20 protein-coding genes and 1 pseudogene are annotated in these 25,868 nt (G+C 71.8%); 11 read left to right on the top strand and 10 right to left on the bottom strand.

Features of this window, described 5'->3' with window-relative positions:
* Nucleotides 1-37 precede the first annotated feature (37 nt).
* Nucleotides 38-1,987, top strand: a complete 1,950-nt coding sequence (locus tag ACTWP9_RS16555) for a serine hydrolase (protein WP_443246918.1) — start codon at nucleotides 38-40, stop codon at nucleotides 1,985-1,987.
* 42 nt (nucleotides 1,988-2,029) lie between these two features.
* On the opposite strand, the gene ACTWP9_RS16550 is transcribed toward ACTWP9_RS16555, so the two are convergent.
* The 4 genes from ACTWP9_RS16550 to ACTWP9_RS16535 all read right to left on the bottom strand — a co-directional run bounded on the left by ACTWP9_RS16550 (nucleotide 2,030) and on the right by ACTWP9_RS16535 (nucleotide 7,337).
* Nucleotides 2,030-2,365 (bottom strand): hypothetical protein, encoded by a 336-nt coding sequence (locus ACTWP9_RS16550; RefSeq protein WP_443246917.1) that lies wholly within the window; start codon nucleotides 2,363-2,365, stop codon nucleotides 2,030-2,032.
* A 37-nt stretch (nucleotides 2,366-2,402) separates the two neighbouring features.
* A complete protein-coding gene (locus ACTWP9_RS16545) occupies nucleotides 2,403-3,578 on the bottom strand; it encodes a glycoside hydrolase family 64 protein (protein ID WP_443246916.1) in 1,176 nt (391 codons plus the stop codon).
* A gap of 446 nt (nucleotides 3,579-4,024) precedes the next feature.
* Entirely contained in the window at nucleotides 4,025-6,721 is a 2,697-nt protein-coding gene (locus tag ACTWP9_RS16540) for a SpoIIE family protein phosphatase (RefSeq protein ID WP_443246915.1), read from the bottom strand.
* A gap of 91 nt (nucleotides 6,722-6,812) precedes the next feature.
* The gene (locus tag ACTWP9_RS16535) at nucleotides 6,813-7,337 is read right to left on the bottom strand and encodes a MarR family winged helix-turn-helix transcriptional regulator (RefSeq protein ID WP_443246914.1); all 525 of its coding nucleotides are present in this window, start codon (nucleotides 7,335-7,337) and stop codon (nucleotides 6,813-6,815) included.
* A gap of 311 nt (nucleotides 7,338-7,648) precedes the next feature.
* Between ACTWP9_RS16535 and ACTWP9_RS16530 the strand changes: the two genes are divergently transcribed.
* From ACTWP9_RS16530 to ACTWP9_RS16500, 7 genes are all read left to right on the top strand, one after another.
* Complete coding sequence (locus tag ACTWP9_RS16530) at nucleotides 7,649-8,833, top strand: PP2C family protein-serine/threonine phosphatase (protein WP_443246913.1); 1,185 nt, start codon at nucleotides 7,649-7,651, stop codon at nucleotides 8,831-8,833.
* A gap of 101 nt (nucleotides 8,834-8,934) precedes the next feature.
* Entirely contained in the window at nucleotides 8,935-11,037 is a 2,103-nt protein-coding gene (locus ACTWP9_RS16525; protein ID WP_443246912.1) for a glycosyltransferase family 39 protein, read from the top strand.
* Between the two features lie 234 nt (nucleotides 11,038-11,271).
* Nucleotides 11,272-12,456: an ROK family transcriptional regulator gene (locus tag ACTWP9_RS16520; RefSeq protein ID WP_443246911.1), complete on the top strand. Its 1,185-nt coding sequence runs from the start codon at nucleotides 11,272-11,274 to the stop codon at nucleotides 12,454-12,456.
* Between the two features lie 106 nt (nucleotides 12,457-12,562).
* Nucleotides 12,563-13,828 (top strand): 6-phospho-beta-glucosidase, encoded by a 1,266-nt coding sequence (locus ACTWP9_RS16515; protein ID WP_443246910.1) that lies wholly within the window; start codon nucleotides 12,563-12,565, stop codon nucleotides 13,826-13,828.
* A gap of 95 nt (nucleotides 13,829-13,923) precedes the next feature.
* Nucleotides 13,924-14,991 (top strand): N-acetylglucosamine kinase, encoded by a 1,068-nt coding sequence (locus ACTWP9_RS16510; protein ID WP_443247016.1) that lies wholly within the window; start codon nucleotides 13,924-13,926, stop codon nucleotides 14,989-14,991.
* 50 nt (nucleotides 14,992-15,041) lie between these two features.
* Nucleotides 15,042-17,126 (top strand): SpoIIE family protein phosphatase, encoded by a 2,085-nt coding sequence (locus ACTWP9_RS16505; protein WP_443246909.1) that lies wholly within the window; start codon nucleotides 15,042-15,044, stop codon nucleotides 17,124-17,126.
* 118 nt (nucleotides 17,127-17,244) lie between these two features.
* On the top strand, nucleotides 17,245-18,384 hold the full coding sequence (locus ACTWP9_RS16500) for a pyridoxal-phosphate-dependent aminotransferase family protein (RefSeq protein ID WP_443246908.1): 1,140 nt from the start codon (nucleotides 17,245-17,247) through the stop codon (nucleotides 18,382-18,384).
* A 12-nt stretch (nucleotides 18,385-18,396) separates the two neighbouring features.
* Here ACTWP9_RS16500 and ACTWP9_RS16495 read toward each other — a convergent pair.
* A pseudogene (locus tag ACTWP9_RS16495) lies at nucleotides 18,397-19,041 on the bottom strand (HD domain-containing protein).
* The gene (locus ACTWP9_RS16490; protein WP_443246907.1) at nucleotides 19,041-19,487 is read right to left on the bottom strand and encodes a nitroreductase family deazaflavin-dependent oxidoreductase; all 447 of its coding nucleotides are present in this window, start codon (nucleotides 19,485-19,487) and stop codon (nucleotides 19,041-19,043) included. Before ACTWP9_RS16490 ends, ACTWP9_RS16495 begins: the two are co-directional and overlap by 1 nt.
* Before the next feature lie 205 nt (nucleotides 19,488-19,692).
* On the opposite strand from ACTWP9_RS16490, the gene ACTWP9_RS16485 reads away from it, so the two are divergent.
* Entirely contained in the window at nucleotides 19,693-19,908 is a 216-nt protein-coding gene (locus ACTWP9_RS16485; protein ID WP_443246906.1) for an EF-hand domain-containing protein, read from the top strand.
* A 338-nt stretch (nucleotides 19,909-20,246) separates the two neighbouring features.
* On the opposite strand, the gene ACTWP9_RS16480 is transcribed toward ACTWP9_RS16485, so the two are convergent.
* Nucleotides 20,247-20,510 (bottom strand): DUF5132 domain-containing protein, encoded by a 264-nt coding sequence (locus ACTWP9_RS16480; RefSeq protein WP_443247015.1) that lies wholly within the window; start codon nucleotides 20,508-20,510, stop codon nucleotides 20,247-20,249.
* A gap of 263 nt (nucleotides 20,511-20,773) precedes the next feature.
* Here ACTWP9_RS16480 and ACTWP9_RS16475 point away from each other — a divergent pair, with 263 nt between their 5' ends.
* Nucleotides 20,774-20,983 (top strand): hypothetical protein, encoded by a 210-nt coding sequence (locus ACTWP9_RS16475; protein ID WP_443246905.1) that lies wholly within the window; start codon nucleotides 20,774-20,776, stop codon nucleotides 20,981-20,983.
* 231 nt (nucleotides 20,984-21,214) lie between these two features.
* On the opposite strand, the gene ACTWP9_RS16470 is transcribed toward ACTWP9_RS16475, so the two are convergent.
* Nucleotides 21,215-21,451: a DUF5132 domain-containing protein gene (locus ACTWP9_RS16470; protein ID WP_443246904.1), complete on the bottom strand. Its 237-nt coding sequence runs from the start codon at nucleotides 21,449-21,451 to the stop codon at nucleotides 21,215-21,217.
* A gap of 210 nt (nucleotides 21,452-21,661) precedes the next feature.
* On the opposite strand from ACTWP9_RS16470, the gene ACTWP9_RS16465 reads away from it, so the two are divergent.
* Entirely contained in the window at nucleotides 21,662-22,417 is a 756-nt protein-coding gene (locus ACTWP9_RS16465; RefSeq protein ID WP_443247014.1) for a YqjF family protein, read from the top strand.
* A gap of 150 nt (nucleotides 22,418-22,567) precedes the next feature.
* Here the strand turns inward: ACTWP9_RS16465 and ACTWP9_RS16460 are convergent, their stop codons facing one another.
* Together ACTWP9_RS16460 and ACTWP9_RS16455 are read right to left on the bottom strand one after the other, a co-directional pair.
* A complete protein-coding gene (locus tag ACTWP9_RS16460) occupies nucleotides 22,568-23,848 on the bottom strand; it encodes a type III PLP-dependent enzyme (RefSeq protein WP_443246903.1) in 1,281 nt (426 codons plus the stop codon).
* Entirely contained in the window at nucleotides 23,845-25,560 is a 1,716-nt protein-coding gene (locus ACTWP9_RS16455) for an IucA/IucC family protein (protein ID WP_443247013.1), read from the bottom strand. Before ACTWP9_RS16455 ends, ACTWP9_RS16460 begins: the two co-directional genes overlap by 4 nt.
* Nucleotides 25,561-25,868: the final 308 nt, after the last annotated feature.

The raw sequence follows: 25,868 nt of genomic DNA, 5'->3' as shown, positions 1-25,868 counted from the left end.
ACCGTCTCCGACAGCTGTGAGAGGCGATGGGGGCTGCATGCGGGTTGCTGCGTACGTCATCCTGCCGGCGAGCGTGCTCGTCGCGCTGGCCGGTCTGCTCGCGCCGGTACCGCCGTCGACCGCGAGCGACGACCGCGGCACGGGTGCGACGACCGGGCCGGGGGTCAGCCGGGGATTCGACCGGCCCGCGCGGGGCTTCGCGCCCGCCGGTACGGTGCTGCGGCGCGCGGCACCCACGCAGGTGGGGCTCGACCCCGCACCCATCGACGCCTTTCAGCGCCGGCTCGCGAGCTGGACCGACCCGGAGCGCGGTATCGATCACCTGTTCCCGGGCGCCACCGCGCTGCTGGCACACGACGGCGCCGTCGTCGCCCGGCACGCGAGCGGTTACGCCGTGCGCTACACGGAACAAGGGGAGCTGCCGCCGGGGCGGCGGGTACCGGCCCGTACGGACACCATCTACGATCTGGCGTCGCTCTCGAAGCTGTTCACCACGCTGGTGGCCGTACAGCAGGTCGAGGCCGGGCGGCTGCGGCTGAACGCACCCGTAGCGCGCTATCTGCCCGCGTTCGCCGCCGGCGGGAAGGGCGGCATCACCGTCGAGCAACTGCTCACCCACACCTCCGGTCTGCCCGCCGACCCCCGTCCACCGCTGTGGGAGGTCAGCGGCGGGCCGGGGGCGCGGAAGGAGGCGATCCTTCAGGCCCGGCCGTTCGCCCGGCCCGGCACCGTGTACCGCTACTCCGACCTCAACATGCTCAGCTTGCAGCTGCTCCTGGAGCAGGTGACGGGGCAACGGCTGGACCGTCTCGTACGGGAGGGCATCACCGAGCCGCTGCGGATGCGCGACACCGCGTACAACCCGCCCGCCGCCTGGCGGCCCAGGATCGCCGCCACCTCGTACAAGGTCACTCCCGAGCGCGGGATGCTGCGCGGTTCGGTGGACGACGACAATGCCTGGGCCATGGGCGGCGTGGCCGGGCACGCCGGGGTCTTCTCCACCGTGGACGACCTCGCGGTGCTCGCCCAGGCCCTGCTCAACGGCGGTACGTACCGGGGTCGGCGGATCCTCGGCCCGCACGCCGTCAGCCTGCTGGAGAAGAACTACACGAGCCGCTTCCCCGGGGACGATCACGGCCTCGGCTTCGAACTCGACCAGGCGTGGTACATGGGCGCGCTGTCCTCGCCACGGACGCTGGGGCACACCGGGTTCACCGGCACCTCACTGGTGATCGACCCTCAGTCGCGGTCGTTCGCGATCCTGCTGACCAACCGGGTGCACCCCCTCGATGTGACTCCCTCGACCAACTCCGCACGGCGCGCATTCGCCCAGGCACTGGCCCGGTCGATCCCGGTACGGGCACCCGGGGGCGGGCGCTCATGGTTCACCGGCCCACCGGACGGCCAGATCAACGGCGACCACGAAACCGAGGGTGAGGAGACCGACGGCCAGGACGCCGACGGACGGAGCGACAGCACGCTGACGACCGGACCGCTCCTGGCGGCTCCGCCACGCCACGCCGCCCGGCCGCCGCGCGATCCGGCCGGGCCGCCTCCCGGACGCGGCCGGCTGCGCATCGGCTACGACGCTTTCGTGGACATCGACGACACCGACCTGTTCGTCCTGGAACACAGCACGGACGGTGGCCGAAGCTGGCACACCGTACCGGGCACCGAGCTGTCGGGGTATCACGGGCGCACCTGGCAGCGGGTGCGCGCACAGCTGCCGCCCGGTCCGTATCCGGCGGGCCTGCGGCTGCGCTGGCGCTACACCACCACCGCGCCGGGCGGCGGGCGCGGCGTGAATCTCGCCGGGGTGCTGGTGACGGACGGAGCGCAGGTGCTGCTCAACAGCGACTGCCCCGACGTTGCACTGACGGCGGACGGCTGGAGTGCGCTGCCCCCGCCCTGGCCACTGGCACACGCCGCCGACCTCCCCTCGGGTGGTCTGGCCGTCGGCTGCCCGCCCGACGAGGGCGTTCACTGAAACACGTTCACCGACACAGGATCGGTCGTATCGGTCGGCGGGTCACCGCTGCGGAGCCGTCAGTTCGTAGCCGACCGCCTTGTCGTAGGCGACCGCCTTGACCGCGCCGTAGGCAGGCTGCGGCACCAGGTCGGACACCCGGTCGGCCGGCCGCCAGGTACGCGGGTCCGAGACCTTCAGCAGAGCCATCGGCACATCGGAGCCGGCCATCGCCTTCACGCCCGTGACCAGCGCGGCCGGCGGCAGCGCCGGGCGCCACGGGAGGGCACGGGACGCTCCGTACAGCGCGCCGACGCCGACGCCGGTGACGATGCCGAGCAGCGCGCCCGTCGCCGAGGCGCGGTTCCCCCGCGCCTCGGCGACGCCCGGTACGGGCACGTGCGTACGGTCGCTGCGCCGGCCGTTCCCGGAGCAGTCACTCGAAGGGCGTCAGGGTGAGCTTCAGCTCCGTCGCTGCGCTGTCCTCGATATACGAGGCGAAACCGGCCACGTCGTCGAAGGCGAAGCCGTACGCCTTGCCGTCCTCGGTGGCGGCGTGCATGGCCTTGGCGTAGTGGTGCGTGACGTCGCCCTGGTAGAAGGCGGCGGGGTCGGTGGTGGGCTGCTCGGGGGTCGAGAGCAGCGTGGTGCGGTTGAAGGCGGCACCCAGGATCGCGGCCACCGGTCCGGTCGTTCCGTCGTTGGGCGCCGCGAGGGCGCCGTCGCAGAAGAGGACGTCCTTGGTGGACGGCTTGCTGAAGGACACCTGCCCCGGGCCGGTGAAGGAAAGCTTGTCGCCGCTGACGCGGCCTGTGAAGGTGCCCGCGTTGGTGGTGACCTTCAGGTCCTTGCTCTGGTAGGCGGCCCATACCTCGTCGATGTACGAGGCGAAGTAGTCCTCGGCGAACAGGCCGGCGCCCATGCCGTGACCCGGGGCTATGACGCGCTTGTCGTCGATGACGAGCTTCGAGAACGCCTCGACGGAGCGCACCGATTCGAAGATCTTGCCGCGGGCGCCCGGCTTGAGGGTGCCGGTGGTCTGGTCCTTGGCGCCCTTGAGCCCGATGCCCAGCGGCACGCTGAACATGTCGACCATGGTGGTGTTGCAGTACATCGCGCCGCCCTTGTACGTGAACTCCGCACAGTCGTGCACGATCGGGTAGTTCGGGTCCGACTCGACCCAGGCGGCCGGGTAGGCCAGGGCCGCACCGGTGTCGGCTCCGACGGCCTTGAACTTCAGTTTCTCCCCGCAGGCGACATAGATCCGGCCGGACATCTCCGGCAGCGAGAGAGTGGTCTCGGTGCCCGTCAGGGGGATGGCGTAGTCGGTGTAGCCGTCCGGACCGTTGTCGGACAGCTGTACCGGCTTCAGTTCGCCCTCGGGAGTGACGCGGCACTGGTTCTTGCCGTCGTTGCCCACGATGTAGAGGTGGATCGACCCGTTGTCGTAGGCGCCGCTGTTGTTGACGATCTTCAGTGACAGGCCGGCGGCTGCCTGCTCCTTGAAGAGCTTGCCCGCACTGGCCTGTTGGGCGACAAGCCCGGCAGCGGGGACAGCGACGGCGGCGGCTGCGGCTCCGCGGATCAGGGCGCGGCGGCTGACGGAACTCATCGGACGGGACCTCCGGAGACGGCGGGGGCGGTCAATGCGACATCGTTGTCGACCAGCAGACAGTGGCTGCCTGAACGGGTGGCAAGGGCCTCAACGGCTGTGGCCGCGAATCGGTTCAATGCGGGAAGATTTCGCGCAGGCGTGGTCAACGCAGTCATGACATGCGCTCCTCTGAAGTGGGGGGTGGGTGAGCGCTCTCACGTCACGGCAATGCACGGTGCCGAAGGTCTGGACCTTCGTCAAGGGCTCGGCTGGAACCCGAGTTCCGCGGGCGGTGGTGACAACGCCTCCAGCAACGGCAGGAATTGACGCCGGTCCAGGTCAGCGCGGGGCGCACGCAGGCACGCCAGGGGGTCTTTCCGCCTTTTGCCTGTGAGGCAAAATTTTTGCCCGCCGAGGCCGGGGGGGCGGCAGCTCGCAACGGGCGAGCACCGTCCCAGGCCGCCTCACACCAGTGGCGGTTGGACCTGAGTAGCCGTCAGCGGAAGCTCGGCCCAGATGGTCTTGCCCTCGGGTGTGTAGCGGGTGCCCCAGTGCTGGGCGAGTTGGGCGATCAGGAACAGGCCGCGGCCCCCCTCGTCCACGGTCGTCGCCCGGCGAAGATGCGGCGCGATGCTGCTGCTGTCGGAGACCTCGCAGGTCAAGTAGCGGTCGCAGAGCAGCCGTACGGTGACCGGCGGCGCGCCGTAGCGGATGGCGTTGGTGATGAGCTCGCTCAGGATGAGCTCCGCGGTGAAGGCGGTCTCCTCCAGGCCCCACTCGGTGAGCTGGGACATGCACGCCGCGCGGACGGGGGCGACGGCCTCCGGGTCGCTGGGGACCTCCCACCGGGCGATCCGGGAGGGCGGCAGCAGCCGGGTCTCGGCGACGAGCAGCGCGATGTCGTCCCGGTCCTCGTTGGTCCGGTCGGGCAGCAGGGCCTCCAGCAAGGCGGCGCAGGTCTGTTCAGGACCGTGGTCGACGCGGGTGAGAGCGGCGCGCAGCATGTCCATGCGGTCGTCGAGGTCGCGGCTGCGGACCTGGACCAGCCCGTTGGTGTAGAGCACCAGACGGCTGCCTTCCGGAAGAGTCAGGGTGTGGGTCTCGAACGGAGAGGTGCCCAGTCCGAGCGGCAGGTTCTCGGGGATGTCCAGGACGGCGGTGGTGACGTCGGGACACGCCAGCGCGGGCGGCGGGTGACCGGCCCTGGCCAGATGGCACTGGCCGGACGCCGGGTCGTAGATGGCGTACAGCACGGTCGCGCCGGTGACCGGCTCGGTTTCCGGGCCGAGGGTCGGGTCCTGGTCGATACGGGCCACCAGTTCGTCCAGATGGGCGAGCAGTTCGTCCGGCGGCAGGTCCAGCGAGGAGAAGTTGTGCACCGCGGTCCGCAGCCGCCCCATGGTGGCCGCCGCGTGCAGCCCGTGCCCGACCACGTCACCGACGACCAGCGCCACCCGGGCCCCGGGCAGCGGGATGACGTCGAACCAGTCGCCCCCCACCCCGGCCTGTGCGGGCAGATAGCGGTAGGCAGCGCTGACGGCGTTCTGTTCCGGCAGCCCGCCCGGCAGCAGGCTGCGCTGCAGCGTCACGGCGAGGCCGTGCTCCCGCGCGTAGCGGCGGGCGTTGTCGACGCACACCGCGGTGCGGGTGACGAGTTCCTCGGCCGAGGCGAGGTCCTCGGGCTGGAACGGCCGCTGGTTCCGGCGCCAGAAACTGGTCAGTCCGAACACGGTTCCTCTCGCCTGCATCGGCACGCTGATCAGCGAGTGGAAGCCTGCCTGAAGAACTTCTTCGGCCCGCTCCGGGTCGACGGTGCGCCAGCCGGCTGCGGCGGACAGATCCGGTTCGAAGACGGGCTCGACCGCTTCACCGCCGCCCGTGGGAGAGACGACGGGCGAGACGGCCGGCCTGCTGCCCACCGGCTGGAGCGGGTGTGTCTCCCCCACGGCGGAGCGCAGCGCCACACGCCGCACCCGGGCGGATGCGGGGTCGGGCAGCGGTTCCTTACCGCTGATCACGTGATCGAGCAGGTCGATGGTGACCACATCGGCGAACTGGGGAACCGCGACCTCGGCGAGCTCCTCGGCGGTACGCACCACGTCGAGCGTCGTCCCGATCCGCAGCCCCGCCGCGTACAGCAGTTCCAGTCGCTGCGTCGCGATCTCCGCCTGCCCGGCCACCTCCCGCAGTTCGGTGGTGTCCCGCAGGGTGGCCACGCTGCCGGCGGGTCCGCCGTTCCGCCCGGTCGGGCGCTGGTTGACGGCGAGCATCCGGTCGCCGACCACATGAACCTCGTCGGTGGCGGTACGGCCCGAGGACAACAACTCCCCCACACTCGACTCCAGCCGCAGGCCCTCGACATGCTCCCCCTGGGCCTGGTCGGGCAGTCCCAGCAGCCGGTGCGCCTCGTCGTTGGCGAGCACCAGCCGCCGTTCGCCGTCGAGCACCAGCACGCCTTCGCGTACCGCGTGCAGGACCGCGTCGTGGTGCTCGTACATCCGGGTCACCTCCGCCGGGCCCAGGCCGCGTGTCTGCCGGTTCAGCCGTCGGCTCACCAGTCCCGCACCCGCCGTCGCGAGAAGGAGCGCACCGGCGGCACCGACCGCCACCCACGGCAGCTCCCGGTTCAGCCGCGCCGAGACGGTGGTGAAGTCGACCCCCGCAGTGACCATCCCGATCACCTTGCCGTTCGAGTCCCGTACGGGCGCAACGGCGCGTACGGAGTCCTTGGGTTCGCCCTCGAACTGCTCGGTGTACGACTCACCGGCCAGCGCCCGGCCGAAGTCTCCGGAGGCCCGATTGCCGATCAGCTTCCGGATCGGGTCGCTGAGCCGCACCCCCTTCCGGTTCAGCACCGCGACGAAATCGATCCCGCACTCGTGGCCGGCCTGCACGCTCAACGGCTGCAGCTTCTCGGTGGGCCGGGGTGACTGCAGAGCGGCTGCCGTCGAGGGCGAGACGGCCAGCGTGCCCGCACATGTCCGGGAGCGGTCCCGCGCGCTGCGGACGTCTGCGGAGCGCGCCTGCCAGGCCAGAATCACGGCTGCCGTGATCACCAGTAGCAGCACGATCGCCAACTGGAGTACGAAAACCTGCGCGGCAACGCTCCGGAACGCGAACCGCGAACCGCGCTCCCCCGTCCCTGGACGCTTAAGAGTCATGCAGCATGGTTTACCGTCATTTGTCCTGAATTACGCGGACACACAGCCCGTCCATGTCTGCGACAACACGCGCGAACCACCCGCGACCGGGTCAGGCGGAGCGGTCGTCCAGGTCTTCCAGCGCGCTGAGCCGGTGCGCCGGGGCGGTGCCCTCGGCGGCGTCACGGAAGGCCCTGAGGCCCTCGTGCAGCACGCTGCGCGCTCTCGGCGGCATTGCCGCGAGGGTCGCCGTCAGGGCTTCCTCGCGACGGAGGCGCAGATCGCTGAGGTACTTCCTCCCCTGGCGCGTCAGGTGCAGTTCCAGCTCCCTGCGGCTGACCTGACTGGGCAGCCGCTCCAGGAAACCGAGCGCCTGCAGGCGGTCGCACAACCGGCTGACGGAGGAGGGGGCCGAGCCCAGCATCTCCCCCAGGGTGCGCAGGTTCATGCCCTCGTCACGGTCGAGGCAGTAGAGGACCCGGAGTTGTGAGGCGGAGACGGGCGAGGAGGAGACCGCGTCGCGGCCGTGCTCCCACAGGACCTCCAGCAGCTCGATGACCTCACCGGCCGTCCCGGCCGCCGCCGGCGAGCCCCGGCGCCTCGGCTGTCCCCGGCCAAGGGGGTTCTCGCCCGTCACAGCGCCGCTCCGCACCGGCGCAACCGGTCGATGGCGGGGGTCGACGTCACGTTTCACTCCACAAGTTCGGCACTCTTGCCGCCCGGCTCTGCGAGGCTCCCTCGCCGCTGTCAAGGGCCGGGAAGAGCTTATCCCTCCGCGTACTCCGCGCGACAGGCCCGCATCGGCGCCCCGTCGGCCAGGCCCTGACGAGCCTCAGTTGTCATTCGGCAAACGTTTCCGTGCGACGATAATGTACGGATCCGGCCCGCGGGGGAAGCAGTGCCCCCTGCCCGGCCGCTGCACACATGGCAGACGGAGAAGCAGGAGACGTGAACAGATTCGCCGTGGTCGAGCGGGCCCTGCGCACCGCCGCCCCGCACACACTGGTGGACGTGGTCAAAGAGGCACTGCGAGAGCACTACGGCGCCGTGGACGCCGAGTTGCGCCTGGCCGACTACGGTATGCGCACCCTGCACGTGGTGGAGCCCGTGCCGCTCACCGCAGAGCCGCTCCTCGTCCACAACAGCCCGCAGGGCCGGGCTCTGCGGGCCCCCGAACCCGTCGTACTGACCGACCGGGCGACGAACACCGTGGCGGTGCACCTGCCGGTGAGCGTACGGGGCGACCGGCTGGGGGTGCTGTCCGTGACCCTGCCCCGCGACACCCATGCCGTCGGCCTGCTGCCGGAGCTGGGAGACCTGTGCGTCGCTCTCGGCCACGAGATCACGGTCGCCGAGCGGGACACGGACCTCTATCAGCGGGCGCGCCGGGCCACCCGGCTGACCGTCGCCGCCGAGATGCAGTGGCAACTGCTGCCCGGCCACTCCTTCCGGCGCAAAGAGTTCGCCCTGGGCGCCCACTTGGAGCCCGCCTACTCCGCCTCCGGCGACAACGTCGACTGGTCGGTCTCCGCCGAGCACCTGACCGTCACCGTCACCAACGGCATGGGCGAGGGGGTCGAGGCGGCGCTGCTGACCACCCTCGCAGTCAGCGCGCTGCGCAACGCACGCCGCGCCGGACTCGGCCTCGCCGACCAGGCGGCCCTCACCGATCAGGCCGTGTACGCCCACTACCGGGGCTCGGCGTACGTCTCGATGGTGCTGTTCCGGTTCGAACTCGCCACCGGGGAGGTGGAGATCGTCGAGGCGGGCTCGCCCCGCGCATGGCTGTGCCGGGACGCCAAGGTCGACAGTCTCGTCTTCGACGCACAGCTGCCACTGGGCATGTTCGAGGAAACCCCCTACGTGACGGAGCACTTCCGCGTACAGCCCGGCGACCGGCTGCTGCTGGCGACCGACGGTGTCTACGAGCCGCTCTCCCGCGCCGGTGAGCCCTTCGGCGACCACGCCCTGGCCCGCTCCCTCACCGCCAACCGGCTGCTGCCACCGGCCCAGGTCGCACGGGCGGTCTTCCGCGATCTCGCCGGCCACCGGGGCGAGGGCCCGCTCGAGGACGACGCCCTCGTCGTATGCGTCGACTGGTACGGACCCGAAGGACGCTACGGCACCGGGTGAGGCGGGAGCCCACAGCCGCCGCACAGGTTCAGCACAGCTGGATGACAGGGCGGTCCGCGATGTTCGGTCCACAACGGATCTGAAAGAGAGCGGACTTCAGCATGAGCACCCTCACCTCTTCCGGCAGCGCGGCGGACGCGCCCCGCGTGGGCGCAGATCCCGCCGCTGGACGCCGGGCCCCCCTCAGCGACCGGCTCCGGGCCAGGTCACGGCTCCGACGGGCCGGACGGCCGCGCTGGGAGGGCCCCGCGTTCCGGACGCTGCTGGCGGCCACCGCGGTGCTGTACCTGTACGGGCTCGGCGCCTCGGGTTACGCCAACTCCTTCTACTCCGCCGCTGCGCAGGCCGGCGGGGTGAGCTGGAAGGCGTTCCTGTTCGGCTCGCTGGACGCGGGCAACGCCATCACCGTCGACAAACCACCGGCCGCGCTGTGGCCGATGGCCCTGTCCGTCCGGCTCTTCGGACTGGGCTCCTGGCAGATCCTGGTACCGCAGGCGCTGCTGGGCGTCGCCTCCGTGGGCGTGCTGTACTCCGCCGTACGCCGCCGCTCCGGACCGGCCGCCGGGCTGCTCGCCGGGGCGCTGCTGGCGCTCACCCCGGTGGCGGCGCTGATGTTCCGCTTCAACAACCCGGACGCCCTGCTGTGCCTGCTCATGGTGGCGGCGCTGTGGTGCATGGGGCGGGCCATGGAGGACGCCCGCACCAGGTGGCTGGTGCTGGCGGGCGCCTGCTTCGGCTTCGGCTTCCTGGCCAAGGCATTGCAGGCGTGGCTGATCCTGCCGGTGGCGGCGCTGGTGTATCTGGTGTGCGGCCCGACCCGGCTGCGCCGCAGGATCGGGCAACTGCTGTGCGGCGGGCTGGCGACGCTGGTCACGGCGGGCTGGTGGGTCGCCCTCGTGGAACTGTGGCCCGCGTCCTCGCGGCCGTACATCGGCGGCTCGCAGGAGAACAGCTTTCTGGAGCTGACCTTCGGCTACAACGGCTTCGGCCGGCTCACCGGTGACGAGACCGGCAGCGTCGGCGGTGGCGGAGGCGGCCGGGGTCCCGGTGGCGGCGGAGGCGCCTGGGGTCAGACGGGCCTGGGGCGGCTGTTCGGCGACACTATCGGCGGGCAGATCGCCTGGCTGTTCCCGGCCGCGCTGCTGTTCCTCGTAGCGGGCCTGGTGCTGACCCGCCGGGCAGCGCGTACGGACGCACTCCGGGCCGCGTTCCTGCTGTGGGGCGGCTCGCTGCTGATCACCGCTGTGACCTTCAGCTTCATGTCCGGGATCTTCCACGAGTACTACACCGTCGCGCTCGCGCCCCATCTCGCGGCCGTGGCGGCCATGGGGGGCACGGCCCTGTGGCGGGAGCGGAGCGGCTTCCTGTGGAACGCCGTCCTGGCGGCAGCGGTCGCGGGCACGGCAGTGTGGGGGTTCGTACTGCTGGGCCGGGCGGCGGACTGGCTGCCGTGGCTGCGCTGGACCGTGCTGGTGGCCGGTCTGATGGCGGCCTGCGGGCTGCTGGCGGCCACCGTGCTGCCGCGCAGGCTGGGTGCGGCGGTCGCGGCGCTGGGGTTGCTCGCCGCGGTCGCCGGGCCGGCGGCGTACACGCTGAGCACCGTCGGTACGCCGCACACTGGCTCGATCGTCACCGCGGGTCCCGCCGCCGGCCGGAGCGGCCCGCCCGGGATGCGGGGCGCCAAAGGGATGCCGGGCGGCGGCAAGAGGATGCCGGGTCCGGGCCAGGGGATGGCGGGTCCGGGCCAGGGGCCAGGAGCCCAGCAGGGCGGCGCGCAGGGCCAGGGCACGCGGGACGGTGCGGGCCGGGCGGGCGGCGCCGGAGGCCCCGGCGGAGGAATGGGAGGGCTGCTCAACGGCAGCAAGGTCTCGGCGAAGGCGGAATCGCTGCTGCGCAAGAACGCCGCCTCGTACACCTGGGCCGCGGCGGCCATCGGCTCGCAGAACGCGGCAAGCTACCAACTCTCCACCGGGCTCCCGGTGATGGCGATCGGCGGCTTCAACGGCACCGACCCCTACCCGAGCCTCGCCCAGTTCAAGAAGTACGTGGCGCAGGGCAAGATCCACTACTTCCTCGCCGGTTCGCAAGGTGGCCCCGGGAAAGGCGAGGGCACCTCGTCCAAGATCAGCTCCTGGGTGACGCAGAACTACGCCAAGGTGAAGGCGGGCAACACCACGTTCTACGACCTGACGCAGCCGAAGTAGGCAGCAGCGGACTGCGGCCCCACCCCGTCGGCGGGGTGGCGCGTCCGAACCGGTGCGTGCCACTCCGCCGACGGTCGGCTGACCTCGCCGGACGGCTGTCCTTGCCCGGACCATTGACGGATCTACAGGGGGAGTTCTAGGTTCCCGCCATCAACTGGAAACTTTCCTAACGATTGCCGGCCCGCGCACCCGACGCCCGGACGGCCCGGACAATCCCGGACAGAGGGCACCACCATGGCCACACACTCCGGCCCGAGCGGCACAGCAGGGACCCCGGGCACCCCTCGCGTGCTGCGCGCGATGAACGACCGCGCCGCGCTCGATCTGCTCGTCGCCCACGGCCCGCTCACCCGCACCCGGATCAGCGAGCTGACCGGCCTGTCCAAGCCCACCGCCTCCCAACTCCTGGGCAGGCTCGCGGAGATGGGCCTCGTGCGTACCCGCAGCAAGGAGCGCGGCAGGCCCGGCCCCAACGCGCTGCTGTACGAGATCGAGCCGACGGCCGCCAATGTGGCCGCGCTGTCGGCCGATCCGCACGGCATCTCGGCGGTGGTCGCCGACATCACCGGCACCGTCGTCGGCCGCGCCCGGGTGGAGGCGGACTCCGTGGCCGAGGACGTACAGCATCGCACCGCGCAGTTGGTCAAGGAGGCCGTCGACGGGGCCCTGCGGGAGGCCGGGCCGGTGCCGACGGAACCGCACACCACGGTCATCGGTACGCCCGGCGCGCTCGATCCGCACTCGGGCGAGCTGCGCTACGCCCCGCACCTGCCCGGCTGGCACTCCCGTACGCTGCGCGCCGAGCTGGCCGAGGTGCTGGGCACCCCCGTGACGATCGAGAACGATGTGAACCTCGCGGCCATGGCGGAGCAGCACGCCGGCGCGGCCCAGGACCACGACGACTTCGCCCTCGTCTGGGTGGACAACGGCACGGGCGCCGCCGTCGTCGTGGGCGGCACCCTGCTGCGCGGGGCCACCGGCGGGGCCGGGGAGATCGGCTACATGCCGCTGCCCGGCGCGCCGCTCGCCCGCGGCGGGCCCGGCGAGTACGCCGCTCCGCACGCCGGCGGCGGCTTCCAGAGCCTGGTCTCGGTGCCGGCCGTACGCCGTCTCGCGAACGGCAGGCCACTGCCCGACGCGCTGGCCGACCCGGTCGTACGCGAGGAGACCGCGCGCCGGCTGGCGAACGGGATCGCCGCTGTGGTCGCGGTCGTCGACCCGCAGCTCGTCGTGCTGTCCGGTGCCGTGCCGCGGACCGGCGGCGAGGAGCTGCGCGCGCTGGTGGAGCGGGAGTTGACCGGGCTCGCGCTGACCCGGCCGCTGCTGCGGCTGAGCGAGCTGCAGGACGACCCGATCCTGAGCGGTGCCCTGCTGTCCGCGCTGGCGCAGGCGCGCGACGAGGTGTTCGACACCGCCTGAGCAGCGGCTGTCCGCCGCCCTCACGGTCGGCGGGGCTGCTCGGCACCGGTCTGCAGAAAGCCTTCGTCGAAGGCGTCACCCTCACCGGAGTAAAGGGCTGAATCCCATGAAGCTCGCAGTGGTCGGCGGAGGCTCGACCTACACCCCCGAACTCATCGACGGCTTCGCGCGGCTGCGCGAGGTGCTGCCGATCGACGAGCTGGCGCTGATCGACCCGGCAGCCGAGCGGCTGGAGCTCGTCGGCGGCCTGGCCCGGCGCATCTTCGCCAAGCAGGGCCACCCCGGCACCGTCACCAGCACCTCCGACCTGGATGCGGGCGTCGACGGCGCGGACGCCGTCCTCCTCCAGCTGCGCGTGGGCGGACAGGCGGCCCGCGAGCGGGACGAGACCTGGCCGCTGGAGTGCGGCTGCGTCGGCCAGGAGACCACCGGCGCCGGTGGGCTGGCCAAGGCGCTGCGCACCGTACCGGTCGTGCTGGACATCGCCGAGCGGGTCCGGCGCGGCAACCCGGACGCCTGGATCATCGACTTCACCAACCCCGTCGGCATCGTCACCCGCGCGCTGCTGTCCGCCGGGCACAAGGCTGTCGGTCTGTGCAATGTGGCAATCGGCTTCCAGCGGAAATTCGCGAGGCTGCTGGACGTCGCGCCCGGCGAGTTGCACCTGGACCACGTCGGGCTCAACCACCTCACCTGGGAGCTGGGCGTCCGCCTCGGCGGCCCCGAGGGCACCGACGTACTGCCGAAGCTGCTGGCCGAACACGGCGAGGCCGTCGCCGACGACCTGCATCTGCCCCGCACACTGGTCGACCGCCTCGGCGTCGTTCCGTCCTACTACCTGCGCTACTACTACGCCCACGACGAAGTGGTCCGCGCCCAGCGCGGCAAGCCCACCCGGGCCGCGGAAGTGGCCGCGCTGGAGCGGCAGTTGCTGGACATGTACGCCGACCCGGCCCTCGATACGAAGCCCGAGCTGCTGGCCCGGCGTGGCGGCGCCTACTACTCGGAGGCCGCCGTCGACCTGGCCGCCTCACTGCTGCGCGAGGGCGGCAGCACCCACCAGGCGGTCAACACCCTCAACCGGGGAACGCTGCCCTTCCTGCCCGACGATGCGGTGATCGAGACCCAGGCCCGGATCGACCGGGACGGAGCCCACCCGCTGCCGGTGCCCGCGCTCGACCCGCAGTTCACCGGGCTGATCGCCCATGTGACCGCGTACGAGGAGCTGGCCCTGCGCGCCGCGCTGCACGGCGGCCGCGACCGTGTCTTCAAGGCGCTGCTCGCCCACCCACTCGTCGGCCAGCTCGACCACGCCGAACAGCTGACCGACCAGCTCCTCGCGCACAACAAGGAGCACCTCGCGTGGGCCTGAGCCGACCCCCTGCCCGCACAGCCCCCGCCGCCCGTACGGACACACCTCCGGCCGACCGGAACGGCCCGGCCGGCCCCGCCCCTGCCGTCCTCGCCATCGACGCGGGCAACAGCAAAACGGATGTGGCGCTGCTCGGTGCGGACGGCAGCGTGCTGGGCACCGCGCGGGGCGGCGGCTTCCGCCCGCCCGTGGTGGGGGTCCGCGCTGCCGTGGATGCCCTGGCCGAGACCGTCGGCCGGGCCCACGCGGCTGCGGCAACCACGCCGGACGGTGACGGCTCAGCCCCGCGCACCCCGGCCCCCGTACGCCAGGTGATGGCCTGCCTCGCCAACGCCGACCTGCCCGTGGAGGAGGAGCAGCTGGCCGCGGCACTCACCGAGCGCGGCTGGGGCGAGCGGGTCACCGTGCACAACGACACCTTCGCCGTACTGCGCGCCGGGCTCACCGCGCACGACGGCGACGCCGCGCCGCGCGGGGTCGCCGTCGTGTGCGGGGCCGGGATCAACTGCGTCGGCATCCGGCCCGACGGGCGCACCGCGCGCTTCCCCGCCATCGGTCGGCTCTCCGGTGACTGGGGCGGCGGCGGGGGGCTGGGTGAGGAGGCGCTGTGGCACGCGGCCCGCGCCGAGGACGGCCGCGGAGAGCCCACTCTGCTGCGTACGGCGCTGCCCGCACACTTCGGGCTGGACTCGATGTACGCGCTGATCGAGGCCATGCACCTGGGCCGCATCCCGTACGCGCGGCGCCTTGAGCTGGCCCCGGTGCTGTTCGCCGTGGCCGCCCGGGGCGATGCCGTCGCGGATGCCCTGGCGGCCCGGATGGCCGAGGAGGTCGTCACCATGGCGGTGGTGGCGCTGCGCAGGCTGGAGCTGCTGGAGGAGGAGGTTCCGGTGCTGCTGGGCGGCGGCATCCTCGCCGCGGGGCACTCCCTCCTCGACGACCGCATCACCAGGCTCCTCGAACAGCGCGCCCCGCATGCCGTCCCGCGCGTCGTACGCGCCCGCCCGGTGCTGGGCGCAGCGCTGCTGGGGCTCGACGCGCTCGGCACCCCGGTGGCGGCACACGAGCGGGCGCGTCACTATTTCGAGGTCCGGCACCCGGCGGGGTCCGCCGGACGGGGGCTGCGGGCTTCTCGGCGCACGGTCGAGGGGCACTCCGGCTGACCAGGAGGGAGGATGGAGGGGTACGGCCCCGGTCAGGAAGGTAGCCGTCCGTGAGGAACCGCGAGGAGCCCCCTGAGGGTGACGCCGACGGGGTGCCGGACGTATCTCTCTCTCCGCCCGGCGGGCTCCTGGATGTGCTGGCTGTCGCTGCCGTGGTGCTGGACGAGCGCGGCAGGATCGTCCTGTGGAGTCCCCAGGCCGAGCGGCTGTTCGGCTACTCGGCGGCGGAGGCGCTCGGCCGGTACGCGGCCCCGCTGCTGGTGCCGGACGCACACATCGAGCTGGTGCTCCGCCTGTTCGACCAGGTGATGCGGGAGGGGAAGAGCTGGGCAGGGGTGTTCCCGGTCAAGTGCAAGGACGGCCAGGTCCGGTCCTTCGAGTTCCGCAACATGCGGCTCCACGACGACCAGAACGCCATGTACGCGCTGGGCCTGATCACGGACCGGGCCGCGCTCCGCGAGATCGAGCGCGACCTGGCCTTCTCGACGCTGCTGATCCAGCAGTCCCCCATGGGCATCGCGGTCATGGACACCGACCTGCGCTACGTCTCCGTCAACCCGGCCCTCGGCCGGCTCGACGGGGTGGGCGAAGAGGAGCACCTGGGCAGAACCGTGCGTGACATCCTGCCCCCGGGCCATGTCGCCGAGGCCGAGAGGGTACTGCAACGAGTGCTCGAGACGGGCGAGGCGGTCATCGACCACGAGGTGCTGGGCGGTGAGCGGCCAGGAGGCAAGTGCCACGCCTGGTCCGTTTCCACCTACCGGCTCGACGACTCGGGCGGACGGCCGCTGGGGCTGTCCGTCGCCGTCACCGACGTCACCGAACGCCACCAGGCCGCCATCCACGCCGAGCAGGCCCGGCAGCGCCTCTCGCATCTGGCCGAGGCGTCCGTACGCATCGGTACCACGCTCGATCTGGAGCAGACGGCCCGCGAGCTCGCCGAGATCGCCGTGCCGGAGCTGGCCGACATCGCCGCTGTCGATGTGCTGGATGCCGCCGTACGGGACCAGCCCGTCCGCATCCCCGAGGAGGAGACGGCCTCCTTCCGCGCCCTGGCGCTGGTCTCCGCCTATCCCAGCGTCGCCGCCGAAGCGGCCGATCCCCCGGGACAGGTGGCCCGCTACGATGCCGAGCGCCTCGTCACCCGCTGTGTCGCCACCGGACAGCCGGTCACCGTGCCCGCCGTCCAGGAGGAGGATCTGCGCAGGATCGGCCGCGACGAGCAGGCCGCCACCCTGCTCGCCCGCGCGGGCGTCCACTCCTACCTGGCCGTCCCCCTGATCGCCCGCGGCGAGGTGCTGGGCGCGCTGGATCTCAAGCGCACCCGCAACCCCAAGCCCTTCGATCACGACGACACCATCCTCGCCTGCGAACTCGCCGGCCGCGCCGCCGTCTGCATCGACAACGCCCGGCTCTACCGGCAGCAGCACAACATCGCGCTCACCCTGCAACGCAGCATGCTGCCGACGCCTGCCACCACCTCGGCGCGGCTGCGTATCGCCTCCCGCTATCAGCCGGCCGGAGCGCACAGCGAGATCGGCGGCGACTGGTTCGACGTACTCGAATTGGAGGAGGACCGCACCGCGCTGGTCGTCGGCGATGTGATGGGCAGCGGCGTCAACGCGGCCGCCACCATGGGACGGTTGCGCACCGCGACCCAGACCCTCGCCCGGCTGGCGCTGCCGCCCACCGACGTGCTCCGCCACCTCGACCAGATCACCACCGGTCTCGACCCGTTCTTCGCCACCTGTCTGTACGCCGTCTACGACCCGCGCCGCAACCAGTGCCGGATCGCGTCCGCCGGGCATCTGCCGCCTGTCCTCGTCCCCGCGCGGGGGGAGCCCCGACTGATCGAGGTGCCCACCGGCACGCCGCTGGGCCTCGGCAGCGGCGTGCACGGCACCGTCCCCGTCGACCTGAACCCGGGCGATCTGCTCGTGCTGTACACCGACGGGCTGGTCGAGACCCGGCGCGACGACATCGAGGACCGGCTGGGTGTGCTGCTGGACCTGCTCCGCCCCGTCGCCGGCTCCGCCGATTCCCTGGAGGAGACCTGCGACCGTCTCCTCGGTGCGCTGCGCAGCCCCGAGAACCACGACGACGTGGCGCTGCTGCTCGTGAGCCCCACCGAGTGACCGGGGGCCGGGCGCGGGCCACACCGGGGGCGAAAGCAGCGCCGACGGAACCCGGACGTAAGGTCGGGCGGTAACGGGGCCGTGGCAGGATGCGGCCCGCCGTGGCTGGAAGGCGACCGTGACTGCGAACACCGAGCACCCGTCCCTGCTGGATCTGCCGCCGCTGAGTGCGGAGCACTTCGCCACCGTCGAGGACAAGATCGCCTCGTTGTTGCGGACGCGCTGCGATGTCGTGGCGATGCAGGGCGAGGCGCTGCTGCCGCTGGAGGCGTGCATTCGTTCGGCGGCACCGCGCGGCAGCACGGCACTGAACGTCGTCACCGGGCCCTACGGGGAGACGTTCGGCGGCTGGCTGCGCGACTGCGGCGCCGAGGTCGTCACCGTGACGGCTCCGTTCACCGGCGCGGTCGGCGTCGAAGAGGTGGCCCGGGCGCTGCGGGAGCACCCGGAGATCGGCCTGGTGAGCCTCGTCCATGCCGAGGCGGCGACCGGCAACACCAACCCGGTCGCCGAGATCGGCGCGGTGGTGCGGGAGCACGGGGCGCTGCTGATGCTGGACGCGGTCGCGTCGGTGGGAGCCGAGCCGCTGCTGACCGACGCCTGGGGCGTGGACCTGTGCATCATCGGCGGCCAGAAGGCGCTCGCCGGCCCCGCCGGGGTGTCGGCCGTTTCGGTCAGTGAACGGGCCTGGGAGCGGATCGCCGCGAACGAGCAGGCGCCGCGCCGCTCGTATCTGTCGTTGCTCGACTGGAAGGAGCGGTGGCTGGACGGCGGCCGGACCGCACTGCCGCACGCCCCGGCCCAGTTGGAGATGCTGGCGCTGGAACAGGCGATCGACCGGGTCATGGCCGAGGGTCTGGAAGCGTCGATCGCCCGGCACCGGGCAGCTTCGGCCGCGCTGCGGGCGGGCGCCCGGGAGCTGCCGGGACTCGCCCCGTACGTGGTGCGGGACCAGGACGCGGCCCCGGCGGCGACGACGCTGCGCGTACCGGCGGAGGGTGTGGACGCGCGCGAGGTGGTGGCCGCCGCGCTCAAGGCCGAGGCCCGGGTGCCGCTGCAGGCCGCGGCGGGCCCGCTCGCCGCGGAGATGCTGCGCGTCAACCACTACGGGCAGGCGGCCGACCGGGCTGTGGTGCTGGACTCGCTGCGGGCGCTGGCCACCGGCCTGGAAACGCTGGGCGTGGCCGGCGCACACGGCGCCGGGAACCAGGCCCTCGATGCGGCGGGCGCTGCCTGGGACGGCACCGTGGCAGCCTGACCCACCGGGGTTTCACTCCGGCCAGGGCGACTCCAGGACGGTGCGGACGAAGTCGCCGCGCCGGAAGTGCGGGTCGTAGTGGGCGAGAACGTCGGCCTTCACATTGCCGAACGTGGTCTCCGGCTTCGACTCCACACCGTCCGCGAACGCCCGCAGGATGCGCTGCTTGAACGCGGGACGCGGATACGCGGCGACGACGGCGTCCCGGTCCGCGGCGTCGATCTCCTCGTACGCGAAACCGAGCACGTCGTACTCCACCCCGGCCGCCACCAGCGCCACCTCGGGCCCATGAACTCCGGGATACCCGGGGTGCTGTGCAAGGCGATCGCCGTCCATACCCGCCGGACGCTGTCCTCGGGGACCTCGCGGTCCTTCAGGAAGCGGCGGGCCTCCTCCGCGCTGTCCACCTCGAAGCGTCGCCCGCTGTCATGGAAGCGCTCCCCCAGGCCCACGTCGTGGAAGAGGGCCGCGACGTAGAGCAGTTCGGGGTCGAAGCCGGTCCGGCGGGCGCGCCCCAAGCAGGCTGCCGAAGCAGAACACCCGGCGCGAATGGTCGTAGATCAGGTCACTGGTGGTGTCGCGCACCAGTTCGGTGGCCTCCGCGGCCAGCCGGGAGTCCGGCACACTCACGCCTGCCGGGCCGTGCTGTTCCCTCATCAGTGTCCGCCCGGGGTGGGCTCCAGGACGAAGACCGGGATTTCCCGGTCGGTCTTGCGCTGGTAGTCGGCGTAGTCCGAATACGCCTCCACCGCGCGCTTCCACCAGGTGGCCTTCTCCTCGCCGGTGACCTCGCGGGCCGTCATGTCCTGCCGCACCGGCCCGTCCTGGAGCTCGACGCGGGGGTCGGCGACGACGTTGTGGTACCAGACCGGGTGGGAGGGCGCCCCGCCCAGTGACGCCACCACCGCATACGTCCCGCTGTGCTCCACCCGCATCAGCGGCGTCTTGCGGACCTTGCCGGTCCTGGCACCCCTGGTGGTGAGGATGACGACGGGCATGCCCCGCATCGTCGTGCCTTCGGTGCCACCGGAGCGCTCGTACAGCTCCACCTGGTCCCGCACCCACTGCTCGGGGCTCGGCTCGTACTCACCCTCGATCGGCATGCTGCGTACGTCCCTTCCTCGGATCGTCTCAGGTCTTCCGGATCTCGGCCGTGGCCTTCTCGGCTTACCACGGGCGGCGGGGGCGTACACGTACGCGAGGGTGGACCAGGGGCGGCTGAGGCGCGTGCAGGGGGCGGGGATAGCGTGACGGGGAACGTGCCGGTGGGCACGTGATCGGTACATTCACCCGGAGGTAGAGGCTCTCGTGGCCGGTATAGAGGACGCACGCAAGACCTTTGACAAATTCGACCGGAACGGCGACGGCTACGTCACCCCGGCCGAGTTCCAGCAGGCCATGGTGGAGCTGGGCGACCGGCACTACACCGTGGGCCTCGCGGAGGCCATCGTGAACACGAGGGACGGGAACGGCGACGGCGTCCTGTCCTTCGAGGAGTTCTTCGAGAAGGCCAAGGACCTCTGACGGCAGGCGTCCCACCGACGCCTCGTCCTCGCGTGCAGCAGGCGGCCGCCCGTCCGGGCGGCCGCCTCTTGTCTCGGCAGCGGCCCGCGCCGGTCCGGCGACGGCCGCACCGCGGCGGACACTTCCCGGATGTGGCGCCACGTCGGCGCTCCGGGGCGGCGCTGGCGCACTCGTCGGGCGCGCCGCCGCGCATCCGCTCCGGGCAGGGAGCGCTTCACGTCAAAGGACCGCTCACGTACGACGGTTGAGGGCCCGTGGGAGCGGCACGCTGTTGGCCGAACTCACCGCTGGGGCCCAGGGGCGCGGCCGTAGAGTGTCGATCAGAGGTTGTTTGTCTCTCAGGCGTTCGTCTTCGCCTTCGCAGCGCCTGGGCGGGGCTTCTTGTTGCTCAGCTGGGCCTGCCCCCCGGCAGGCTCTTCCTTCGGCGCCTGCGGTTCTTTCGGGCCGAGAACTTCCGCACTCGCCTCGGCAGCGATGTCGTACAGCTCCTCGTTCACCTCGTGAGCTGCGCGCCGGGCGTCGGCTGCCAGTTTTACCGAGGTCTTTACCGCACCTCGGACGACCGGCTTGAGTACCTTTTTGACGATCGGAGCAGAGATCACTCCGACCAAGAAGACAGGAAATACGGGAGGCATGACGACGCGTTCCTCTCAGAGCGTTTGTGCGGGCCCTCTACCTTGTTGAGGGTAGGGGTCGCAACGAGCCTCCAGCCAGGCCGGTCCACGTCATTCACTCATTCGAGTATTCAGCATTCGAAATCGAGCTTTTCCGTTCCAGAGTGAAAGACGAGACCGCTGAGGCAATTGAGGCTGTTATTTTCTAAGGAACGCGCGCTGCGAAGATTCCGATATGGAAGGACCCCGACATGAACGGGCCTGCGAACCAGAAGCACGAGAAGACAGAGACCGAGACGGACGACGTGCTCTACGCCGCCCAGGTGCGATGCGAGGGCGGCCGGTACACCCTGACAGTGACCGATGCCGTGCGCGACACCGTTCAAGTGTTTCCGGTGGCGAAGAAGGCGGTGGACCGGCTCCCCTTCTACCTCGACATGCTCAAGAGCAAGCTCAAATGAACGACCGTCCGCATGCGACCGGCAGTTGGGGACACCTGAAGTGGGTGACCGGGCCCGGCGGTTGGTGACCGGGCGCCGAGTCGCCGACAGCCGCCAAGGCGCCGCTGCCGGGCGGTCCGGCAGCGGCGCCTGTCATGCGCTCACTCATGGTCGAGGCCGGCAGAAGCGCCTTCCCTCCTGTCGGCCGGCGGGCGCACCGCCGACTGGACCGGGCGATCGGCGCCTGACGGATCAGCGTGCCTTGGAAGTGGCCGAGCGGCTCTTCGGCACCGTCTTCCGCTCGGGCTCGGCAATGTCCTCCAGGAAAACCTCGGAACCCGCCTCGGCGGCGATATCACGCAGTTCGTCGTTGAGTTCGTGAGCGGCCCGCCTGGTATCCGCTGCCAGCTTCAGCGACGTTTTCACCAAGCCACGAACAGCGGGCTTGGCCACCTTCTTCGCGAGCGCGGATACAAGAATACCCGCCATGAAGGCAGGGAGTACGGGCATTGTGATTCGTTTCCTCTCCGGGGGAAGTGAGATACGCAAGCAAGAGCGTAGGCCACGGATCAGGCCCAGCCTCCCGTATTCACCCGTACGAGTATTCAGTGCTTCAAACTTACCCCTCCCCAGTCAACTGCCCACCGGACATGCAACCCGGCGCCACGGGGCCTCTGCCATTCTGGCGTCATGCCGTTCATGCCGTCGACGCCGGAGCCCGTCACGCCGGACGCTCCCGAGGCGATACCGCGGCCGCTGCTCACCCAGCGGTGGCTCGACCTCGCTTTCGTCCACTGGGCCGTGGACCCGGCCGCTGTGGCGGAGTTGCTGCCTGCCGGGACCGTGCCCGACACGCTTGACGGGACCACGTACGTGGGTCTGGTCGCCTTCCGGATGCACCGCGTCGGCTGGCTCCGTCTGCCGGGCGTTCCCTATCTGGGCACGTTCCCCGAGACGAACGTGCGCCTGTACTCGGTGGATACGCAGGGGCGACGCGGCGTGGTCTTCCGCTCGCTGGACGCCGCCCGGCTGGTGCCGGTGCTGATGGGGAGGGCCGGTTTCGGGCTGCCCTACGTCTGGTCCCGTATGGCTGTCCGCGCCGAGGGCGACACGATCACCTACACCAGTACGCGGCGCTGGCCGGGACCGCGGGGCGCGCACAGCCGGATCACCGTACGCCCGGGCGACCGGATCGAGGAGCCCACCGAACTGGAGCATTTTCTGACCGCTCGGTGGGGGCTGCACCACACCTTCTTCGGGACGGCGGCGTATCTGCCCAACGTCCACCCTCGCTGGCGGCTGCACCGCGCGGAGTTGATCACCTGCGAGGAGGATCTGCTCGCGGCGGCCGGGGTGACCGCGCCGGTCGGGCAGCCGGTCAGCGTGCTGTACTCGCCGGGCGTGCCGGTGCGCTTCGGCCGCCCGTCCCGGCCGGCCGGCATCCCGACGCCGTGAGCCGGGTGCCGAGGTCCGGTCAGCCGAAGCTCGGTGCCATGGCGATGAGTTCGGGCCGCGGCGGTGGTCGTACCTCGGGCAGTTCCTTCCTTACGTGCCCCGGCGGCGCCTGGCGGGATCCGGTCGTCGAGCACGTGCGGGCACTCGCTCTCACCGGCCGGACCCCATAACCGGGGGAACAGGCTTCACCTCGGCCTCGCCACCGGTGCTGTCGAGGAAGTGGAAGGCGGGCCGGGGGTGCATCAGGAAATCGTGGTGCGAGATGTTCCAGGCGTACGCGCCGGCCAGCGCGAACGCCACCCGGTCACCGGGCCGCAGCCGGTCCACCGGCACCTGCCGGGCGAGGACGTCCTTGGGCGTGCACAGCTGCCCGGCGAAGGTGACGGGCTCGCTCTCCGCCACGGCGCGTGGCCAGGGGTGCGGCCAGTCCTCGACCGGCAGTACGGCCAGGGGCTGGTCGTGCTGCTTGGCCGCGGGTGTCCGCAGATGGTGGGTGCCGCCGCGCACCACCGCGAACCGCTCGCCGTGGCTGGGTTTCACGTCCAGCACCTCGGTGACGTACCAGCCGCTGTACGCGGTCATGGCCCGGCCCGGCTCCACACGCAGCGTCAGGCCAGGGTGGGCGTCGAGAATGCGGGCCAGCCCGGCACCGTAGGCCGCCCAGTCGAAGCGGGCGGCAGGGTCGGCGTAGTCGACGGCCATGCCGCCGCCGACGTTCACCTCGGGAAGTACGGTGCGGTGGCGGCGGGCCAGCTCGACCGTGAAGTCGACGATCTGCTCGGCGACGGCCACCTGCGCTGCGGCGTCCAGTCCGCTGGCGAGGTGGGCGTGGATGCCGCGCAGCCGCAGCCGCGGGTAGCGGCACTCGGCCAGCAGCCGAAGGCAGCGCTCCAACTGGGCGGGGTCGAGTCCGAACGGCGTGGGCCGCCCGCCCATCGCCAGCGCGCTGCCCTCCAGCTCCCGTCCGGACACCGGCAGGTTGGCGCGCAGCAGCACCGGCAGTCCCCGCTCCGCACCGGCACGCGCTGCCAGTTCCCCGAGCATGTGCAGCTCGTGTTCGCTCTCCACATGAATGCGCTCGACCGGGGCGGTCTCCAGCGCCGTCTCCAGCTCGGCCGGGGTCTTACCGGGGCCGCCGAAAGCGAGCGGAGCGTTGGGAACCGCCTGGTGGACGTGGGTGAGTTCGCGGCCCGAGGAGACCTCGAAGCCGTCCACGAAGGGGGCGAGGGCGGCGAGGATCTCGGGCTCGGGGTTGGCCTTGGCCGCGTAGTACAGCTCGACACGTTCGGGCAGTGCGGCGCGTACGGCGGCGGTGTGCCGGCGCAGGGCTGCCAGGTCGTAGAGGTAGGCGGGGAGTTCGTCACCAGTCAAGCCGGTGATGTGGCGGCGTATGGGGGGTGGGACGGCGGGCTGGGAACTTCGGGGAGTCATCGTGGGCTCCAGGGGGTGGTGCGGTCGGCGGCGTCGGCGAGTACGTCCTCGGCGAGCGGTGAGGGCAGGCGGACGTAGCCGGCCTCGCGGTCGGCCTTTCGCTCCCAGCGGGTGAGGAGATTGGCCTTGGCGGGCAGCGGCACCCCCGCGAGGAGGGCGTTGAGCCGTGGGGGGCAGCCGTGCTGCTCGGCGTGGTGGCGCAACGTCTCGCGGACCTGCGCCCACAGCGCCGCCTCCTGCTCGGGGTGCAGGTCGGCGAGTGCGGCGAGCAGTTCGGCGATGTGGTTGACCAGCAGGCAGTAGACGATGCGGTCCCAGCCACGCTGCGCTTCGTACGTCATCGGACGGGCCACCTCCGCGGGCAGCGCGGCCAGTATCTGCGCGTGGTGCTCGGGGAGGAGCTTGGTGCCCTCCAGGTCGCGGAAGAACACCTGCGCCGGCATGTCGTCGGCGTCGACGCAGATCAGAACGTTCTGCAGGTGGGGTTCGAGGACGAGTCCGTGGTCGAAGTAGGCGGCGAGCACGGGCGGGACGAGCAGCCGGAGGTAGGCCGCCCACCACTCCCGTACGGCCTGCGGGCCCGCGCCGTCCAGCAGCCGTGAGACATGGGCGGGGCCGGACGGGTACTCGTCGGCGACCGCGGCGGCGAGCAGGGGTGTGGTGCCCGGCAGCAGGTGCTGGGCCAGGCCCTCGCGGACGATCACGCCGAAACCTTCGAGTAGACCGCGGTCGGGCGTTCCGTCGGGCCCGGGGAGAGCGAGACTGCGGTAGGCGGGCTCGCGCAGCACGGCGGCGCCGGGGAAGCGGCCGGCCAGCTCGCGCAGTACGGGCTCCAGGTGGCGGGTGAGGGCGACGGCGCCGGACAGCTCGTAACGGCTGTTCTTGCGCAGACAGTTGGTGATGCGGACGTTCAGGCTGAACTTCAGGAACGTCTCGCCGTCGTACAGCGTGCGCACGGAGGCGGTGGCGGCGAACGGCCGCCCGCCCTCGCCCAGGTCGAGGATGTCGCCGCGTTCCATGGCCGTGCGCAGCCCGGGGTGGTCGCGCAGCAGTTCGTACTGCCAGGGGTGTGCGGGCAGCAGCTTGTAGCCGTCGGGTACGGATGCGGCTGTCCGGTCCAGCGGCGCCGCCGCACCGCGGCCGGCGGTCTCCTCGGCCAGCAGGTGCTCGCGTACGGCGAGGTGGCGCAGCGGGAAGGTGGCGCCCGCCTCCGGCGCATAGGAGGCCCAGGACGCCGGGGCGCCGGTGCGGGCCTTGGGCGTGGGGTGGAAGCGGTGTCCGAGGAGGAGGGACTGTTCGGAGGCGATATAGCGGGCCGGTGCGTCGTCGGGGGCGGCCTGTACCGCGGCTCCTCGGTTACGACCGGCGAGCGCCGCCGCGACGCCCTCGTGGCTGGAGGTGATCTGCTCCGCGAACTCCTCGTTGCGTACGCCGGTGCGGAGGAACAGCTCGTCGTGCGCGTACTCGGCCAGGCGGCGCCAGTCCACCGCCGTCCAGCTGCCGTCGCCGGCCTGCTCGGTGACGGACCCGGTGAAGCGGTGGGCACCCAGCAGCGAGGTGCGGCGCAGCGCGACGCGGAGCAGCACGCCACGGCGGGGCAGCCTCAGCAGCAGCCGTCCGTCGTCGACCGCGGTCTGATGCTCGGGCCCTGAGACCTCGCGCAGCAGGCAGTTGAGGAGCGTGTGGGTGACGGCCTCGTCCGGCGTGGGCAGCCGGGTGGGGGTGGCTGACGGGGCGGGGGTGCCTGGGCCGGTGGCGAGGCGGGACTCGGGGCCGAGGCCGGACTCGGGGCCGAGGCCGGACTCGGGATCGAGGCGGGACTCGGGGTCGAGATCTGTCGCGGTGTCGCTGTCGCTGTCGCTGTCGCTGTCGGTGCCGAGTGACGTGGTCGGCGGCTGCATCAACGGTCTCCTGCCGGTGCGGAGTGTGCGGGTACGGGGGAAGGGGCCGACTGCCGCGAAGGCGGTGGCAAGTGCGAGTGCGGTACCGGCTCGCTCGCGGACTCCGGTACGGGCACGCG

Source organism: Streptomyces sp. 3N207 (assembly GCF_052246355.1).
In the GTDB taxonomy this organism is placed as follows: domain Bacteria; phylum Actinomycetota; class Actinomycetes; order Streptomycetales; family Streptomycetaceae; genus Streptomyces.
This window is presented reverse-complemented; position numbering and strand designations above follow the sequence as displayed.